Here is a 15,581-nt window from a genome sequence, read left to right as displayed (position 1 = left end):
CGGCGCGGTCACCCGTCGGCGGGGACCGGGCCGCCCGCCGGCGTCAGCCGGAGTAGTAGCCCTGGCCGAGGTTGCGCCGCTGGTACGGCTGCTCGTCGTAGCCGCTGGGCGCCACGGGGCGCGGCGGCACCGGACGCGGCGCGGCGGCGGGGCGCACCTGTTCGTAGCCGGCCGGGCCCTGGTACTGCTGCGGGGCCTGCTGCGCCTGGTACCCGCCGTTGAAGGCGGCGGGCCGGGGCGCGGTGGCCTGCTGCGGGATGTAGGGCGCCGGCGCCTGCTGCAGCTGGGGCTGCTGGTAGCCGGGCGCCGAGTAGCCGGAGTACGACGGCGTGCTCGGCGCGGAGGAGTACTGCGAGGGGCCGGGCGGCAGCGCGGGGAGCGCGGCCGGCAGGGCCGGGAGATTGCTGCCGGTGTCGTACGCGGACGGTACGCGGATCGGCGCGATCTGAGGGGTGCCCCGCTCTGCGACCAGGCTGTCGTAGATGGGGGTGTCGGGGAAGAACGGCGACGTGTAGTAGCCACCGCCGTAAGAACCGCGGGGGGAGGTCATAGCCCATAAGTTAAGCCCACGATGTGCTGGTTGGGGAGACCGATTAGCAGGTCATTTCATGTGCAGCGAGTGACGGCTGACCCCTATTGCGATCGAATCGGAGGAAATCGGTCCGTGGTCGCCGTTCGGATCGCGTAAAGGCGCTGGGCCTGGGGCGTTACCGCTCGTCACGCGGGAACACGGGCGCGGGGAAGCACCCGGCCGGGTGGTGCCGGAGGGTGACGGGACCGGCACTCTCGCGCACCAACAAGTCACCCGCACGAAGGAGGAACGCGGCGTTTCCGTGACTCCGGCGAACTTCGTCCCGGGAGGCCCCCGATATGCCACAGTGGGCCATGCGCGTCGCCATGCTTTTCGGGCAGAACCGGCCGGCGCGGCCGGAGGAATGGCACAAGGCCGCTGCGACCGTCGCCGACGTGGTCGACGTGGTGGCCGTCCGCGAGTTGACCCTGCCCGCCGTCCGTGGGCTCCCCTACGCCGGCCGCGACCCCGAGCGGCCGCACCACTACCAGGTCGCCGTCCCCCACGGCGGCGCCATGGCGCGCCGGGTCACCGCGGGCCGCGTCGAGGGCGTGCTCCGCCACGAAGCGGCCGAGTGCGGCCGGTTCGACCTCATCCACGGCCATGTGCCCGGCGCCGAGGGACTGCTGCCCCGGCTCGCACGGACCGCGGGGCTGCCCTACGTGCTGAGCGAGGACGACCCGTCCCTGCTCGGCCACCCCACGCGCCCGCTCCCGGGTCTTCCCGCGCGGCGGTCCCGCGCGCGGGTCTACCGCGAGGCCGCCGCCGTCCTCGCGGTCAGCGACGCACTGCTGCTGCGGCTCGGGGAACTCCGCCTCCCGGGCCGGCACCGCCTCGTCCCGCACCCGGTCGGCCCCGAGGCACTGCCGCCGGTGCCCGCCCGTACCCGGATCAGCCAGGACCCGGTGCGGGTGGCGGCCGCCGGGCGCTTCGAGGCGCACGAGGGCTGGGAGGTGCTGGTGCGCGCCTTCGCCGGCGCCCGGGTCAAGGACCCGCGGCTACGGCTGGACGTCATCGCCGAGGGGTCCGCCGAACTCCCCGGCGACGTGCGTGAGCTGATACGCACGTGCGGAGTGGCCCACTTCGTCACGGTGCGCCGGGCCCGCGGCCGCGCCGAGGCGCTGCACACCGTCGCGCACGCCGACCTCTTCCTCGTGGCGAGCCATGTGGAGAGCTTCTGCGTGCGCGCCCTGGACGCGCTCTGCTGCGGCACCCCCGTCGTCGGCACCCGCACCGGAGCGCTCCCCGAACTCGTCGGGCACGACGGCGGGGTGCTCGTCCCCCCCGGTGACGCCCCCGCACTCGGCCGGGCGCTGGTGGAGGCCGCCGCCCGGCTGTCCGCGCGCCGTCCCGCGGCCCTCGCCGACCGCACCCGGCGCCGCTACGGCACGTCAGCCGTCGGCGCCCGGCTCGCCGTGGTCTACGCCGAGGCGTCGTCGGGCCGCGGCCGCGCGTAGGTGCGGCCCTTCCACGCGGCCCCACGGCCGCGGCCGTGCTGCACCGCCGAGTCGACCGTCATCAGCAGGTAGAGGACGGCCGTGAACGGCAGCAGCAGCGCCGGCCACGGCGGCAGCCGGTAGTAGCGGAGCATCGGCAGGTAGGTACCGCACATCAGGGCCCACGCCGCCGCGCCCGCCGCGCACAGCGAGCGGTCACCGGTGACCGCCCCGCCGATCGTGGCGAGCGGCGGCAGCACGTACACCAGCAGCAGGCCGAGCACCGTGCCGGCGAGGAGGACCGCGCTGTGCCGCAGCTGCGCGTACGCGCTGCGCGAGACCATCCGCCACAGCTCGGCGAGGCCGGGGTAGGGGCGGACGCTGTCGACCTCCTCGGCCAGGCCCAGCCAGATCCGCCCGCCGGACCGCTTGACGGCGCGGGCCAGCGCCACGTCGTCGATCACCGCGTGCCGGATCGTGTCGGGCACGCCCGCCCGCTCCACCGCCGTGCGGCGGATCAGCACGCATCCGCCGGCGGCCGCGGCGGTCCTGGCCCGCGGCCGGTTCACCCGGCGGAACGGGTACAGCTGCGCGAAGAAGTAGACGAAGGCGGGGACGATCAGCCGCTCCCAGGTCGTGGCGACCCGCAGCCGGGCCATCTGCGACACCATGTCCAGGTCGCCCGCCTGCGCCGCGGCCACCAGGTGGCGCAGCGATTCGGGGCCGTGTGCGATGTCGGCGTCCGTCAGCAGCAGGAACTCCGGGCCGCCGGACGCGGTGGCCACCTCGATGCCGTGGCGCACCGCCCACAGTTTCCCCGTCCAGCCCTCCGGGACGGGCCCCGGCGCGACCACGCGCAACGGCAGCCCGTCCACCCGGCCCGCCAGCGCACGGGCCAGTTCCCCGGTGCCGTCGCTGCTGCCGTCGTCCACCAGGACCACCTCGGCGCGTCCCGGGTAGCGCTGCGCCAGGACGCTCGGCAGGCTCCGCGGCAGCACCTCCGCCTCGTCCCGCGCCGGGACGACCACCGCCACGTCCGGCCACTCCCGTGGCTCCGCCGCGACGGCAGGCAGCCGCACGTCCGTCCGCCAGAACGACCCCTGCGCCAGCAGCAGCCACACCCACGACAGCAACGACACCATGGTCACCCACGTCAGCCACGTCACCCCCGCAGTCTGCCGCCGTCGCCCTCCCGCGTGCGTCATTTCCCCCGGTACGGCCGCAGAGCGGGCCGACAATCGCATCGCGTAGGGTTGTCCCCCGTGAAGATCGCGCTGATGGACTCCGGTATCGGCCTGCTCGCCGCGGCCGCGGCCATCCGCCGGCTGCGGCCGGACGCGGACCTGGTGCTCTCCAGCGACCCCGACGGCATGCCCTGGGGTCCGCGCACCCCCGAGGACGTCACCGCGCACGCCCTGGCCTGCGCCCTCGCCGCTGCCGAGCACCGCCCGGAAGCGCTGATCGTGGCCTGCAACACCGCCTCGGTGCACGCCCTGCCCGCGCTGCGCGCGGCGCTCGAACCCGGCATCCCGGTCGTCGGCACCGTTCCGGCGATCAAGCCCGCCGCGGCCGGGGCCGGCAAGGTCGCGATCTGGGCGACCCCGGCGACCACCGGGAGCCCCTACCAGCGCGGGCTGATCGAGGAATTCGGCAACGGCGCCGAGATCACCGAGGTGCCGTGTCCCGGCCTCGCCGACGCCGTCGACCGGGCCGACGAGGCCGCGACGGCCACCGCCATCGCCGCCGCGGCGGCGCTCACCCCCTCCGACGTGGAGGCGGTCGTCCTCGGCTGCACCCACTACGAGCTGGTCGCCGACCGCATCCGGTCCGCCCTGGCCGGTCCCGCCCGCTTGTACGGCTCGGCGGACGCCGTCGCCGCCCAGACCCTGCGGCGGATCGGCGCCGAGCCGAGCCCGGACGCGGCGTCCACCGGGAGCCTCGCGGTGATCCTCAGCGGACGGGCGGGCGCCGTCACGCCCGAGGCGCTGGCCTACGCCGAGGGCCGCTCCCTCGACGCCCGAGTGACCCCCGCCGCGGCCGAGGCGCGCTGACACCGCCCGGACGCGCCCCCGGCGCCCCCGGGCGGCGTCCCCCTATTTCCCCTCCGTGGAACGGTGCCAACTCGTCGTGGGATGAGTAGGCTGCGGACTATGACGGACGCGCAGCGTGACGACGCGCGTACATCCCAGGTGTGGACCGGCCACGCGAGCAACCGCTTCCAGTGGCTGCTGGCGGCCGCTGGAGCGGCCTGCATGGCGCTCGGCATCGAGCTCGCCGTGGCCTCGCCCTACACCTCGGGCACGGTGCCGCTGGTCATGTCGGTCGTGGGCTGCATCGCGGCGGGGCTGCTGGTGCTGTTCGGAACGGTCGCGTTCACGCACGTCCGCGTGAACGTGGACCGCGAGGGGCTCCAGGTGCTCTGCGGCCACATCGGCGTGCCCCGCCGGCGGTTCCGGTGGGAGGAGATCAACGACGCGCACCTCGCCCCCGTCGTCAGCCCCCGCCACTGGGGCGGCTGGGGCTACCGCTGGCGGCCGGAACAGGGCACCGCGGTCGTGGTCCGCCGCGGGCCCGGTGTCGTCATCGACCTCGGCAACGGCCGGCACTTCACCGTCACCGTGGACGACGCCGAGGGCGCCGTCCGGGCCATCCGCAGCCGGCTGAGCCTGCGCCCGTAGCCGCCGGGGCGCAGGCCGCGCCCGTGGCCACCGAGGGCCCGGGCGCGGCCTTCCACGGCCGGCGCGTGGCTACGACCAGCGCGCCGTCACCCGTCCGGTTCCCGCGGCGCACGTCAGGAGCACGCCCAGCCCGGTGCGCTCGGCCGACGTGGCGCCCTCGGCCCCGTCCGTGTCGTCCGCGCCGACGAGCAGGACGTTCCACGGCGTGGCCGGCGGGCGCTCGCCCCGGGCCTCGACCGTGACCGTGTCACCCGTACGGCTCACCCGGAAGACTGCGGCCGCCGTGCCGTCCGGTGCGGGCACAGTGGTAGTCGTCTCGCCGCCGTCGGCCGGGGCGTGCACCCGCAGGGTGACGCCGTCGGCCCAGTCGTACTCCGGGCCCTCCTCGAAGGCGCCGAACGGCACGACCGAGCCGGGCCTCGCCAGCAGCGGGAGCGTGTCGAAACCGTGCGTCTCGCGCCGCCAGCCCGGTCCCTCGACGCGCTCGCCGGTCAGCAGGTGCGTCCAGGTGCCGGCCGGGACGTAGTACTCGACCTCGCCGTCCGCGCTGAGGACCGGAGCGACCAGCACGTCGTCGCCGAGCATGTACTGCCGGTCGAGGTGGTGGCAGGCCGGGTCGTCGGGGAACTCCAGCACCATCGCGCGCATCATCGGCGTGCCCTGGTCACGGGCCTGCAGTGCGGCCCGGTACAGGTACGGCATGAGGCGGTTCTTCAGCCGGGTGAAGTCGCGGGTGACGGCGACGGCCTCGTCGCCGAACTCCCAGGGCACGCGATAGGACCTGCTGCCGTGCAGCCGGCTGTGCGAGGACAGCAGGCCGAACTGCACCCAGCGCTTGAACAGCGCCGGGTCCGGCGTCCCCTCGAAGCCGCCGATGTCGTGGCTCCAGAAGCCGAAGCCCGACAGGCCGAGCGACAGACCACCGCGCAGGCTGTCCGCCATCGCCGTGAACGTCGACTCGCAGTCTCCGCCCCAGTGCACCGGGAACTGCTGCCCGCCCGCGGTGGCCGAGCGGGCGAAGAGCACTGCCTCGCCCTCGCCGCGCTCCTCGCGCAGCAGGTCGAAGACGACCTGGTTGTACAACTGCGCGTAGTAGTTGTGCATGCGCTCCGGGTCGGAGCCGTCGTGCCACACCACGTCGACCGGGATGCGCTCGCCGAAGTCGGTCTTGAAGACGTCGACGCCCTGCCGCAGCAGCGCGCGCAGCTTCTCCGCGTACCAGGCGCGGGCCGCGGGGTTGGTGAAGTCGACCAGCGCCATCCCCGGCTGCCACAGGTCCCACTGCCACACGTCGCCGTTCGGCCGCAGGACGAGGTGGCCCTCGCGCATGCCCTCCGCGAAGAGCGCGGACTTCTGCGCGATGTACGGGTTGATCCAGGCGGAGACGCGCAGCCCGCGCTCCTTGAGCCGGGCGAGCATGCCCTCGGGGTCGGGGAAGACCTCCGCGTCCCAGGTGAAGTCGCTCCACTGGTACTCGCGCATCCAGAAGCAGTCGAAGTGGAAGACGCTCAGCGGGATCCCGCGGTCCGCCATCCCCTGCACGAAGTGGCTGACGGTCGCCTCGTCGTAGGAGGTGGTGAAGGAGGTCGACAGCCACAGGCCGAACGACCAGGCCGGCGGCAGCGCGGGGCGGCCGGTGAGGGCCGTGTAGCGGGCCAGGATCTCCTTCGGGGTGGACCCGTGGACGACGAAGTACTCCAGCGACTGGTCCTCGACGCTGAACTGCACCTGGTCGACCACCTCGGAGCCGACCTCGTACGAGACCTTGCCGGGGTGGTTGACGAAGACGCCGTAGCCGCGGTTGGTGAGGTGGAACGGGACGTTCTTGTAGGCCTGCTCGCTGGCCGTGCCGCCGTCCGCCTGCCAGATGTCCACGGTCTGGCCGTTCTTCACGAACGGGGTGAAGCGCTCGCCCAGGCCGTACACCAGCTCACCGACCCCGAGCGACAGCTGGGCCACCATGAAGTGCCGGTCGTCCGCGTCGGTGACGAAGCCCGTGCCGCGGGCGCCGGCCGAGGTGAGGACGCGGCCGCCCGCGGTGAAGTCCAGCCGCCAGGGGGCGGAGGTGTCGACGCGCAGCGTCAGTTCGCCCGAGGTCAGCTCGAGCACCGAGCCGTCGCGGGCGGTCTTCCCCGTGCCGCCGTCCCCGGCGCCGGCCAGGCCGAACTCCGGGCCGCGGCGGGCCGTCCCGGCGTGGTGGGTGGTGCGCACGCCGATCACGCCCTCGGCGGGGGACCAGCACTCGACCGCCAGCAGCGGGCTGTTGAGCGTGTCGCCGCGCTGCCGCACCGGCTTCACCGGCGCGTGCAGGACGATCCGGTCGTCCGCGACCGAGGCGTCGGCGACGGAGGTCGCGTACTTCGCCGTGACGCCCGGGCGCATCATCCAGAAGCCGTCGGTGAACTTCACGACCGCTCCTGCCGTCCCGCCCGGTGGGCGCCGATCAGGTCCCGGTACCAGCCGTAACTGGCCTTGGGCGTGCGCTTGGCGCCGTTGTCGTAGTCGACGTGCACGATGCCGAAGCGCTGGCCGTAGCCCCGGGCCCACTCGAAGTTGTCCAGCAGCGACCAGACGTAGTAGCCGCGCACGTCCACACCCGCGTCCATCGCGGCGACGAGCGCGTGGAGGTGGTCGCGGAGGTAGGCCACGCGGTCGGCGTCGTCGACGCGGCCGTCGGCGGAGAGGACGTCGGCCTCGGCCGAGCCGTTCTCCGTGATGAAGGCGGGCGGCAGGGACGGGTAGCGCTCCTTGAGCTCCAGCAGCAGCGCCGTGAAGGACTCGGGCACGACGGGCCAGCCCATGGTGGTGTGCCGCGTCCCGTACGGGTCGGTCTCCCGCACACCGATGTCGACGGCGGTACGGCGGGCCGGGTCGGCCTCGCGGTGCGGGGCGTCGGTGACGGTGAGGGGGCGGTAGAAGTTGAGGCCCACGAAGTCCAGCGGGGCTCCGATGACCTCGAGGTCGCCCTCGCGGCGGTACGAGCCGTCGGCGAGCGCGCCCCAGGTCTCGGCCTCGCCGGTGGGGTAGCGGCCCGAGAACAGCGGCTCGGTCCACGTGTCGTTGTGCAGCGTCACGGCCCGGCGCAGCGCGGCCTGGTCCGCGGCGGAGTCGCTCGCCGCCTCGATGCGGTCGAGGTTGAGGGTGATGCCGACCTCGCGGGCGCCCGCCTCGCGCAGGGCGCGCACGGCCAGGCCGTGGGCGAGCAGCAGGTGGTGGGCGGCGGCCAGCGCGCCGGTGCCCTCCTGCGCGCCGGGGGCGTGCCGGCCCTCGGCGTAGCCGACGAAGGCCGAGCAGTAGGGCTCGTTGAGGGTGATCCAGCGCTCGACGCGGTCCCCGAGCCGCTCGGCGACGGCGGTCGTGTACGCGGCGAAGGCCTCGGCCGTCGCGCGGTTGCGCCAGCCGCCCTCGTCCTCCAGGGCCTGCGGGAGGTCCCAGTGGTAGAGGGTCACGGCGGGGGAGATGCCGGCGGCGAGCAGGTCGTCGGTGAGGCGGTCGTAGAAGTCCAGGCCCTTGCCGTTGACCGCGCCGCGGCCCTGCGGGACGACGCGCGGCCAGGCGACGGAGAAGCGGTAGGAGTCGACGCCCAGGTCGGAGAGGAGGCGTACGTCCTCGGCGTGCCGGTGGTAGTGGTCGCAGGCCACGTCACCGGTGGCGCCCTCGGCGGTGCGGCCAGGGGTGTGGCTGAAGGTGTCCCAGATGGACGGCCCGCGGCCGTCCTCGTCGTGGGCACCCTCGATCTGGTACGCGGCGGTGGCGGCGCCGAAACGAAAACCGGGCGGGAAGACCGGGAAATCGGTGGGCATGGGGAGTGCTCCCTGGCTGGTGAGTGGCGGGTACGTGGAACGGGACGGTGGGAACGGCGGACGGAGGGCGCCGGGTTCAGGTGCCGGTTCAGGTGCCGGGTTCAGGCGCCGGCCGTGCGCGGGCGGGGCGGGGCGATCAGCGGGCCCGGCACGAGCACCGGGGGGATCAGCCGGTGCCCCGGCGGCATGGGGGACGTGCCCTGCGCGTGGGCGGCGATGGCCTCCACGGCGAGCCGGGTCACCTCGGCGGACATCGCGGGGACGGGCAGTTCGATGCGCGGCAGGTCCTGACCGCCCACGTCGTCGGGGAGGTTGCCGACCGCCACGACCGCCAGGTCCTCTGGCACCCGCAGTCCCTCCGCCGCCACGGCGGCGAGGACGTGCGGGAGCGCCGCCACGTGCTGCACCACCAGGGCGGTGGGCGGGCGTTCGCCGTGCAGCAGGGTGCCGATGCGCCGCGCGAGCCGGGCCATGTCCCCGGTCGACTGGTGCACGCGCACGTCGGCCCCGGTCTCCGGCGCCGCGCGGCGGGCACCGGCCACGCCCCGGATCGCGTAGCCGCGCCGGGCCTGGATCTCGCGCTCGGTGGTGGCCAGGTACGCGATGTCCCGGTGGCCGGCGGCGGCGACCTCGTGGACGGCGAGGGCGGCGGCCGCCTCCCAGTCCAGATCGGTCCACGGCAGCGCGGCGTCGTCGGCGGACCGCCCCAGCAGCGCCGTGGGGAAGCCGAGTTCGAGCATGGCCGCGATGCGCGGATCCTCCATCTCGACGGCCATCAGGATCGCGGCGTCCGCCTGGCCGCCGCGCGCGATGCGGCGCAGCCCCGGCACGCCCTCCCGCGCGGTCATGAGCAGGACGTCGTAACCGTGGGCGCGGGCCGCGTCGCTGATGTAGATGGCGAATTGCCCGTCGACCGCCCGGTAGCCGCCCGCCACGCGGGGGAAGGCCAGCGCCAGCACGTTGGTGCGCGCGCTGCGCAGCGTGCGGGCGCTCGCGCGCGGGTGGTACCCGAGCTCGTCGATCGCCTGCTGCACGGTGCGGCGGGTGTCCTCGGAGATCTTGCGCGAACCACTCAGCACGTATGACACGGTGCTCGGCGCGACCCCGGCGCGCTCGGCGACGTCCTTGATCGTGGTCATGCGGCTCCTTCGCGGCCCGTGTGCCGGTTGTCGAATCGATTCGTCGAATCGATTCGACCAATGCGGAACACGATGCTATGTCGGCCTCCCGGGGTGAGGCAATGGCCCTCGACCCGTGGCGGCGGTGTGTGACGCATGCCGCGCGCCGGGCAGGGCCGGTGCGGGCGGCACGGGCGGGCCGCCGGGAGGGGGTCCGGTGCGGACGAGGCAACGGCGGTACTGCCAGGCGCCGCGGTCGGCGCGTTCGGTTCGGTGGTCACCGGCGGCTTCGTCTGGGCGGCGGTGCGGTGGCAGCTCGTACGGCAGAGGGACCTCGACGACCGGCGCCGGCAGCGGCAGAACCGTCGCGACGCCTATGTGACGTTCACGGCCGCCTGCCGTGCCGCCACCCGGGAACTCGCCTCGGCGGTCGACCATCGCGCCGCCCACCCCGACGACCCCGTGGACAACCTGGTCGCCGCCTGGCAGGCCCTCGTACCGATGGACGCCGCACTCGCCGCGGTCCGGCTGGAGGCACCGGAGGCGGTCATGGACGCCGCGGGAGGACTTGCTCACGCAGTCAGCGCGCTGTTCGAGGCCGCCTACCCGTTGCGATCCGGCAGCGGCGTCGACGACATCCGTGCGGCTGTCCGGCCGGCCGTGGAGGGGTTCGCCGTGGCCAACCGGCGGTTCGCCGACGTCGCGCGCGCGGACGTCACGGGGGCGGCGAGGTGAGTCAGGGGGGTACGTGCCGCGCCGCTGCGGGGCCCTTGCGCCGACGTCGCGGGCCTCCCGAGCTCGGGTTGCAAGCAGTGGAGGCGGGCATGGGGCGTGCCGCCTGCCGACGCTGCGCCGACGTCGCGCGCGGACATGGCGAGGCGGCGGGGTGGGCCAGGGGCTCATGTGCCGCCGGGGTCCGGGGGGCCGCCGAGGGGGCGGGAGGTGGCGAGGCCAGCGAGGAGGCCGGCGGCGGCGGTGACGGCGGGGTAGCTGAGGACGTGGTCGACGGCGGACTGCATGGCGAGGCCGGTCAGGGCGGCCGCGGCGGTCAGGACGACGGGGGTGGGGCGCGGGGAGCGCTGGAGGGCCCAGAGCAGCCAGACGTAGGAGGCGGCGAGGAGGGCGACGCCGGGCAGTCCCTGCTCGGCGGCCAGTTGCAGGGGCGCCGACTGCGGCGTGCCCCCGCCGGGCGCCGAGCGAGCCGGTGCGGTGCCCGCCTCGGCGAAGCGGCCCGGGCCGATCCCGCGTACGGGATGGTCCCGGGCGGTCTCCAGGGCGTCGTGCCACAGCCGGACCCGGGCCGGGGTGAGCTGCCCGGACAGCGAGGCCGACAGCCCGGGCGGCAGGGCGTCGACGGCGACCGCGCAGGTGCCGCCGACCGCCACGACGAGGGCCAGGGCCAGGCCCGCGAGACCGACCGCGCGGCGCGTGCGGTCGGCGGCCAGCGAGCACAGGACCACCCCGAGGCACGCCGCGAACCCCGCGGCGGAGCCGACGGCCAGCGCGAACCCGGCCGCCGTGGCGCCGAGCAGGCGCAGGCCCAGCCGGAGCGGTCGGGTCCGCGCGGCCCAGGCGGCGCAGCAGGCGGCGCCGGTGGCGAGCACCATCAGTGCGGCGTCGGCGTTCGCGTACCCGAGCGGTGGGGTGTCCGGGCCGCCGGACAGGCGCCCGGGGAGGGCGACCACCAGGACGACCGCGGTGAGGGCCGCCACGGCGGGGACGGCCACCGGACGCAGGGCGCCGCCCACGCGGCCTGCCGCGTATCCGGCGGTGACCGCCAGGACGGCCAGGAGTACGCCCTCCGGACGGGCCGGGCGGCCCGCCGCGGCGACCAGCGACCACACCGCGCAGCCGGCGAGGACCAGCGCGCCGACCGCGTCCGTCCATCCGGAGCGCGGGCGTTCCGCCGGGCCGTCGTCGGCGCCCCCGACGCCTGACCGCGTGCCACCGGTTCGCGTGTCCATCAGCGCACCCCCTGACCCCCGGGGAACCCCCCGGCCCCGGGGGTCACCGTAACCGCTGGGGGCTCGGGATGTGGAGATCCCGTGCGCGAACGGCAAGTGCCGCGCTCACGGACCTGATCCACGGGAGGGCCCGGCCGAGGACGTAGGCTCGGCGGCGTGCCGATTCCCGAATTCCTCCGCGAGCTGCGGGCCCTCGTCGGCCACCAGCAGCTGCTCCTGCCCGGTGTCACGGCGGTCGTCCTCGACGACGACGACCGCGTCCTGCTGAACCGGCGGGCGGACAACGGACGCTGGTCCCTCATCGGCGGCATCGCCGAACCCGGCGAGCAACCCGCCGAGACCGCCGTCCGCGAGGTGCTGGAGGAGACCGGCGTGCGCGCGGTCGTGGAGCGCGTCGTCCTTGTCCAGACGATCGACCCGGTCCTCTACCCCAACGGGGACCGCTGCCAGTACGTGGACATCACCTTCCTCTGCCGGGCCGTCGGCGGGCGGGCCCGCGTCGCGGACGACGAGTCGCTGGAGGTCGGCTGGTTCGACGTGGACGGTCTGCCCGACCTCGGCAACCACGGGCGGCTGCGCCTCAAGCACGCGCTGTCCGACGGCCCGACCTGGTTCGAGCCCGCGGGGCCGCCGCAGGAGTGAGTGTGCGCCGCCCCCACGGGCGGTGTCACGAGTGTGGGCGGCGCACACATCGGTCGGGACCCACGCGCTGCCTAGCCTGCAGTGCATGACGCCCACGCCCCCCGCGCCCCGTTCCGCAGCAGGCCCCGTCCCGCCGTCCGGGCCGCCGGACCTGGACGGACGCACCGCGCTCGTCACCGGCGCCGCCGGCGGCATCGGCCGCGCGTGCGTCCTGCGCCTGGCCGCCGCAGGCGCCAAGGTGCGGGCCGCCGACCGGGACGCCGAAGGCCTGGCCGAGCTCGCGGAACAGGCCGCGGCGGGCGGCCGCCCCGGCGCCGTCGAGACCGTGACGCTGGACCTGACCGACCTCGACGCCGCCGAGCAGGCCGCCGCGGGCACCGACATCCTGGTCAACAACGCCGGGCTGCAACTCGTCCGCCCCATCGAGGACTTCCCGCCCGACGTCTTCGCCACGGTGCTGCGGGTGATGCTGGAGGCGCCCTTCCGGCTGATCCGGGGGGCGCTGCCGCACATGTACGGGCAGGGCTGGGGCCGGATCGTGAACATCTCCTCCGTCCATGGTCTGCGGGCCTCGGCCTACAAGAGCGCCTACGTCTCGGCCAAGCACGGGCTGGAGGGGCTGTCCAAGACCGCCGCCCTGGAGGGCGCCGCACGCGGCGTCACCTCGAACTGCATCAGCCCCGCCTATGTGCGCACCCCGCTCGTCGAGCGGCAGATCGCCGACCAGGCGGCCGCGCACGGCATCGATCCCGAGCGGGTCGTCACCGAGATCATGCTCGCCGACTCCGCCGTGAAGCGGCTGGTGGAGCCCGAGGAGGTCGCCGAACTGACCGCCTACCTCTGCTCGCCGCAGGCGTCCTTCATCACCGGTGCCTCGCTCACCATGGACGGTGGATGGACGGCACACTGATCTGCCGGTATCTCTGACAGCGTGCCCCGCGACCCACTCCACGCCCCCGACGACGACGGCGGAACCATGGCTCCCCACAGCCCTTCCGACGCACCTTTCCTGCGGCTGCTCGCCCGCGGGGCGCCGGCCGAGGAGTACGAGCGGCCGGTCCTCGCGGCCAGGGCCGAGGGCGCGCCCCCCGCCGTGCTCGCGGAGATGGAGCAGGCCAAGCTGCTGGCCCTGCGCGTGCGGGCGGAACTGGAGGGCCGGCGGCGGCGCGAGGCCGAGCTGTCGGCGCTGTTCGAGACGGCGGGCGACCTCGCGGGCCTGCGGGACCTGGACTCGGTGCTGCAGGCCATCGTGCAGCGGGCGAGGTCCCTGCTCGGCACGGACGTCGCCTACCTCAGCCTGATCGACCGGAAGGCCGGCGACACCTACATGCGGGTCACCGAGGGGTCGGTCTCCGCCGAGTTCCAGCGGGTACGGCTCGGGATGGGGGAGGGGCTCGGCGGTCTGGTCGCGCAGACCGCGCTGCCCTACGTCACCGAGTCCTACTTCGACGACGAGCGCTTCCGGCACACCCACCCGATCGACTCGGCCGTGCACGACGAGGGCCTGGTGGCGATCCTCGGCGTGCCCCTCGTACTGGGCACCGGCGTCATCGGGGTGCTGTACGCCGCGGACCGCCGGGCCCGGGTGTTCGAACGCGGCCAGATCGCCCTGCTGGCCTCTCTCGCCTCGCTCGCCGCCGTCGCCATCGACACGGCGAACCTGCTGGAGGAGACCCGGTCCGCGCTCGCCGACCTGGGCACCGCCAACGACACCATCCGCAGCCACAGCGCCGTGCTGGAACGCGCCTCCGAGGTGCACGACCGGCTCACCGAACTCGTGCTGCGCGGCGGCGGCGTGGACGACGTCGCGGACGCCGTCGCCGAGGTGCTCTCCGGGACGGTGCGGGTCGTCGGCACCGACCGCGACCCCGTCCCCGACGTGCTCGCCGACGCCGTGGCCCGCTCCCGGAAGGACGGCCACGCCGTACGGCAGGGCCAGACCTGGACGGCCGCCGTCACCGCGGGCGGCGAACTGCTGGGCGCCCTCGTGCTGCACGGCCACCCCGAACTCGACCCCGTCGACCAGCGCACGCTGGAGCGGGCCGCCATGGTCACCTCCCTGCTGCTGCTCGCCCGGCGCACCGCCGCCGAGGCCGAGCAGCGCTTCCGGGGCGAACTCCTGGACGACCTGCTCGACGCCCCGCAGCGTGACCCCGCACTGCTGCGTGAACGCGCGGGCCGGCTCCGCGCGGACCTCGACGCCCCGCACGTCGTCCTCGCCGCCCGCGTCGGCGAGGAGCACGCCGGGGCCGCAGCAGACCGGCAGCGGCTGTGGTCGGCCGCCTCCCACCTCGCCGCCACCCGGCGGGGTCTGGCCGCCGCACGCGACGGCGGCACCGTGCTGCTGCTCCCGCTGGAGCCGGGCTCCGACGCCTCCGCCACCGCCCGCCGGATCGCCCAGCAGCTGGGCACGGCGGTGCAGGCGGCCGTCACGGTGGGGGCGTCCGGCCCCGTCCACGCGCCGGCCGGGCGGCCCGGCGCCGTCGCCCTGGCCTACGCGGAGGCGCAGCGCTGCGGAGACACGCTGCGCGCCCTCGGCCGGGTCGGGGAGGGCGCCGCGGGCGACGACTTCGGCTTCCTCGGACTCCTGCTGACCGAGTCGCGCGACGTCGACGGCTTTGTGCACCGCACGATCGGCGCCGTCGCCGACTACGACAGCCGCCGGGGCACCGACCTCGTGCGCACCCTGGACGCCTACTTCGCCAGCGGGATGAGCCCCGTGCGCACCAAGGACGCCCTCCACGTGCACGTCAACACCGTCGCGCAGCGCCTGGAGCGCATCTCCCACCTGCTCGGCGCCGACTGGCAGGCCCCGGACCGTTCGCTGGAGATCCAGCTCGCGCTGCGCCTGCACCGGCTCTCCGCCGGGCAGGAGGGCCCGCCGGGCCCCGCCGGTCAGCTCTGATCCGCGCCCGCGACCAGCTCCACCTCGAACCCGTCTCCGTTCTCCAGGTAGGCGGCACAGTGCTCCTCGCCGCCGGCGTACGGATGCAGCTCGGGGAACATCAGCGTCCAGCCGTGCCCCGGAGAGCGGGCCACCAGGGCGTCCAGCTCCGCGCGGCCCGCCACATGGAACGCGAGGTGGTTCAGCCCCGCCCTGCGGCGCTCGTGCGGTCCCTCGACGAGATCCGGTGACCGTTCGACGACGATATAGGTCGCCCCCAGCCGCCAGCTGCGGCCCGCCTCCCACCGCTGGTACCGGACGTAGCCCAGCTCGCCCAGCAGCCAGCCCCACTCGGCGTCCGCGCGCTCCAGCTCCGGAACCCACAGCTCGACATGGTGCAGCACCCCCGTCATCGCTCTCGTGTCACTCACGGTAACGACGGTAGACCCCGCCACTGACATGCCGTGACGGGGTCCACGTACCGG

The 15,581-nt window shown here is 75.0% G+C and carries 14 protein-coding genes; 7 read left to right on the top strand and 7 right to left on the bottom strand.

What is annotated here, in order from left to right; translation table 11 throughout:
• Positions 1-43: 43 nt before the first annotated feature.
• Entirely contained in the window at positions 44-550 is a 507-nt protein-coding gene (locus tag AC1VWI_RS10400; protein ID WP_499510683.1) for a DUF6643 family protein, read from the bottom strand.
• 320 nt (positions 551-870) lie between these two features.
• On the opposite strand from AC1VWI_RS10400, the gene AC1VWI_RS10395 reads away from it, so the two are divergent.
• A complete protein-coding gene (locus AC1VWI_RS10395) occupies positions 871-2,028 on the top strand; it encodes a glycosyltransferase (protein ID WP_499510682.1) in 1,158 nt (385 codons plus the stop codon).
• Here AC1VWI_RS10395 and AC1VWI_RS10390 read toward each other — a convergent pair.
• Positions 1,992-3,149, bottom strand: coding sequence for a glycosyltransferase (locus AC1VWI_RS10390; RefSeq protein WP_499516763.1), 1,158 nt, complete (start codon positions 3,147-3,149; stop codon positions 1,992-1,994). The genes AC1VWI_RS10395 and AC1VWI_RS10390 overlap by 37 nt on opposite strands.
• A gap of 120 nt (positions 3,150-3,269) precedes the next feature.
• Between AC1VWI_RS10390 and AC1VWI_RS10385 the strand changes: the two genes are divergently transcribed.
• Positions 3,270-4,058 (top strand): glutamate racemase, encoded by a 789-nt coding sequence (locus AC1VWI_RS10385; RefSeq protein WP_499510681.1) that lies wholly within the window; start codon positions 3,270-3,272, stop codon positions 4,056-4,058.
• A 99-nt stretch (positions 4,059-4,157) separates the two neighbouring features.
• Complete coding sequence (locus tag AC1VWI_RS10380) at positions 4,158-4,685, top strand: hypothetical protein (protein WP_499510680.1); 528 nt, start codon at positions 4,158-4,160, stop codon at positions 4,683-4,685.
• Between the two features lie 69 nt (positions 4,686-4,754).
• On the opposite strand, the gene yicI is transcribed toward AC1VWI_RS10380, so the two are convergent.
• The 3 genes from yicI to AC1VWI_RS10365 all read right to left on the bottom strand — a co-directional run bounded on the left by yicI (position 4,755) and on the right by AC1VWI_RS10365 (position 9,627).
• Positions 4,755-7,094: an alpha-xylosidase gene (yicI, locus tag AC1VWI_RS10375; RefSeq protein ID WP_499510679.1), complete on the bottom strand. Its 2,340-nt coding sequence runs from the start codon at positions 7,092-7,094 to the stop codon at positions 4,755-4,757.
• Complete coding sequence (locus AC1VWI_RS10370; protein ID WP_499510678.1) at positions 7,091-8,488, bottom strand: GH1 family beta-glucosidase; 1,398 nt, start codon at positions 8,486-8,488, stop codon at positions 7,091-7,093. Before AC1VWI_RS10370 ends, yicI begins: the two co-directional genes overlap by 4 nt.
• Positions 8,489-8,589: 101 nt before the next feature.
• Positions 8,590-9,627, bottom strand: coding sequence for a LacI family DNA-binding transcriptional regulator (locus tag AC1VWI_RS10365; protein WP_499510677.1), 1,038 nt, complete (start codon positions 9,625-9,627; stop codon positions 8,590-8,592).
• Positions 9,628-9,762: 135 nt separating this feature from the next.
• Here AC1VWI_RS10365 and AC1VWI_RS10360 point away from each other — a divergent pair, with 135 nt between their 5' ends.
• Positions 9,763-10,341: a hypothetical protein gene (locus AC1VWI_RS10360; RefSeq protein WP_499510676.1), complete on the top strand. Its 579-nt coding sequence runs from the start codon at positions 9,763-9,765 to the stop codon at positions 10,339-10,341.
• Between the two features lie 164 nt (positions 10,342-10,505).
• On the opposite strand, the gene AC1VWI_RS10355 is transcribed toward AC1VWI_RS10360, so the two are convergent.
• A complete protein-coding gene (locus AC1VWI_RS10355; RefSeq protein ID WP_499510675.1) occupies positions 10,506-11,570 on the bottom strand; it encodes an O-antigen ligase family protein in 1,065 nt (354 codons plus the stop codon).
• 156 nt (positions 11,571-11,726) lie between these two features.
• Here AC1VWI_RS10355 and AC1VWI_RS10350 point away from each other — a divergent pair, with 156 nt between their 5' ends.
• The 3 genes from AC1VWI_RS10350 (at position 11,727) to AC1VWI_RS10340 (ending at position 15,117) form a co-directional block, all read left to right on the top strand.
• The gene (locus tag AC1VWI_RS10350; RefSeq protein WP_499510674.1) at positions 11,727-12,212 is read left to right on the top strand and encodes an NUDIX hydrolase; all 486 of its coding nucleotides are present in this window, start codon (positions 11,727-11,729) and stop codon (positions 12,210-12,212) included.
• A gap of 85 nt (positions 12,213-12,297) precedes the next feature.
• Complete coding sequence (locus AC1VWI_RS10345; RefSeq protein WP_499510673.1) at positions 12,298-13,122, top strand: 3-hydroxybutyrate dehydrogenase; 825 nt, start codon at positions 12,298-12,300, stop codon at positions 13,120-13,122.
• 66 nt (positions 13,123-13,188) lie between these two features.
• Entirely contained in the window at positions 13,189-15,117 is a 1,929-nt protein-coding gene (locus AC1VWI_RS10340; protein ID WP_499516762.1) for a helix-turn-helix domain-containing protein, read from the top strand.
• Here the strand turns inward: AC1VWI_RS10340 and AC1VWI_RS10335 are convergent.
• A complete protein-coding gene (locus AC1VWI_RS10335) occupies positions 15,108-15,527 on the bottom strand; it encodes a VOC family protein (protein WP_499510672.1) in 420 nt (139 codons plus the stop codon). The two genes, AC1VWI_RS10340 and AC1VWI_RS10335, sit on opposite strands and share 10 nt — an antisense overlap.
• Positions 15,528-15,581 lie beyond the last annotated feature (54 nt).

It is taken from the genome of Streptomyces sp. TOM-9 (assembly GCF_056858595.1).
The sequence above is the reverse complement of the archived record's forward strand: the minus strand, read 5'-3'. Positions and strand labels throughout refer to the sequence as shown.

Coding starts and splice junctions, on each gene's coding strand:
- AC1VWI_RS10400 (WP_499510683.1), bottom strand. CDS start 550: ATGACCTCCCCCCGCGGTTCTTACGGCGGTGGCTACTACACGTCGCCG.
- AC1VWI_RS10395 (WP_499510682.1), top strand. CDS start 871: ATGCCACAGTGGGCCATGCGCGTCGCCATGCTTTTCGGGCAGAACCGG.
- AC1VWI_RS10390 (WP_499516763.1), bottom strand. CDS start 3,149: ATGGTGTCGTTGCTGTCGTGGGTGTGGCTGCTGCTGGCGCAGGGGTCG.
- AC1VWI_RS10380 (WP_499510680.1), top strand. CDS start 4,158: ATGACGGACGCGCAGCGTGACGACGCGCGTACATCCCAGGTGTGGACC.
- AC1VWI_RS10370 (WP_499510678.1), bottom strand. CDS start 8,488: ATGCCCACCGATTTCCCGGTCTTCCCGCCCGGTTTTCGTTTCGGCGCC.
- AC1VWI_RS10365 (WP_499510677.1), bottom strand. CDS start 9,627: ATGACCACGATCAAGGACGTCGCCGAGCGCGCCGGGGTCGCGCCGAGC.
- AC1VWI_RS10360 (WP_499510676.1), top strand. CDS start 9,763: ATGCCGCGCGCCGGGCAGGGCCGGTGCGGGCGGCACGGGCGGGCCGCC.
- AC1VWI_RS10355 (WP_499510675.1), bottom strand. CDS start 11,570: ATGGACACGCGAACCGGTGGCACGCGGTCAGGCGTCGGGGGCGCCGAC.
- AC1VWI_RS10345 (WP_499510673.1), top strand. CDS start 12,298: ATGACGCCCACGCCCCCCGCGCCCCGTTCCGCAGCAGGCCCCGTCCCG.
- AC1VWI_RS10340 (WP_499516762.1), top strand. CDS start 13,189: ATGGCTCCCCACAGCCCTTCCGACGCACCTTTCCTGCGGCTGCTCGCC.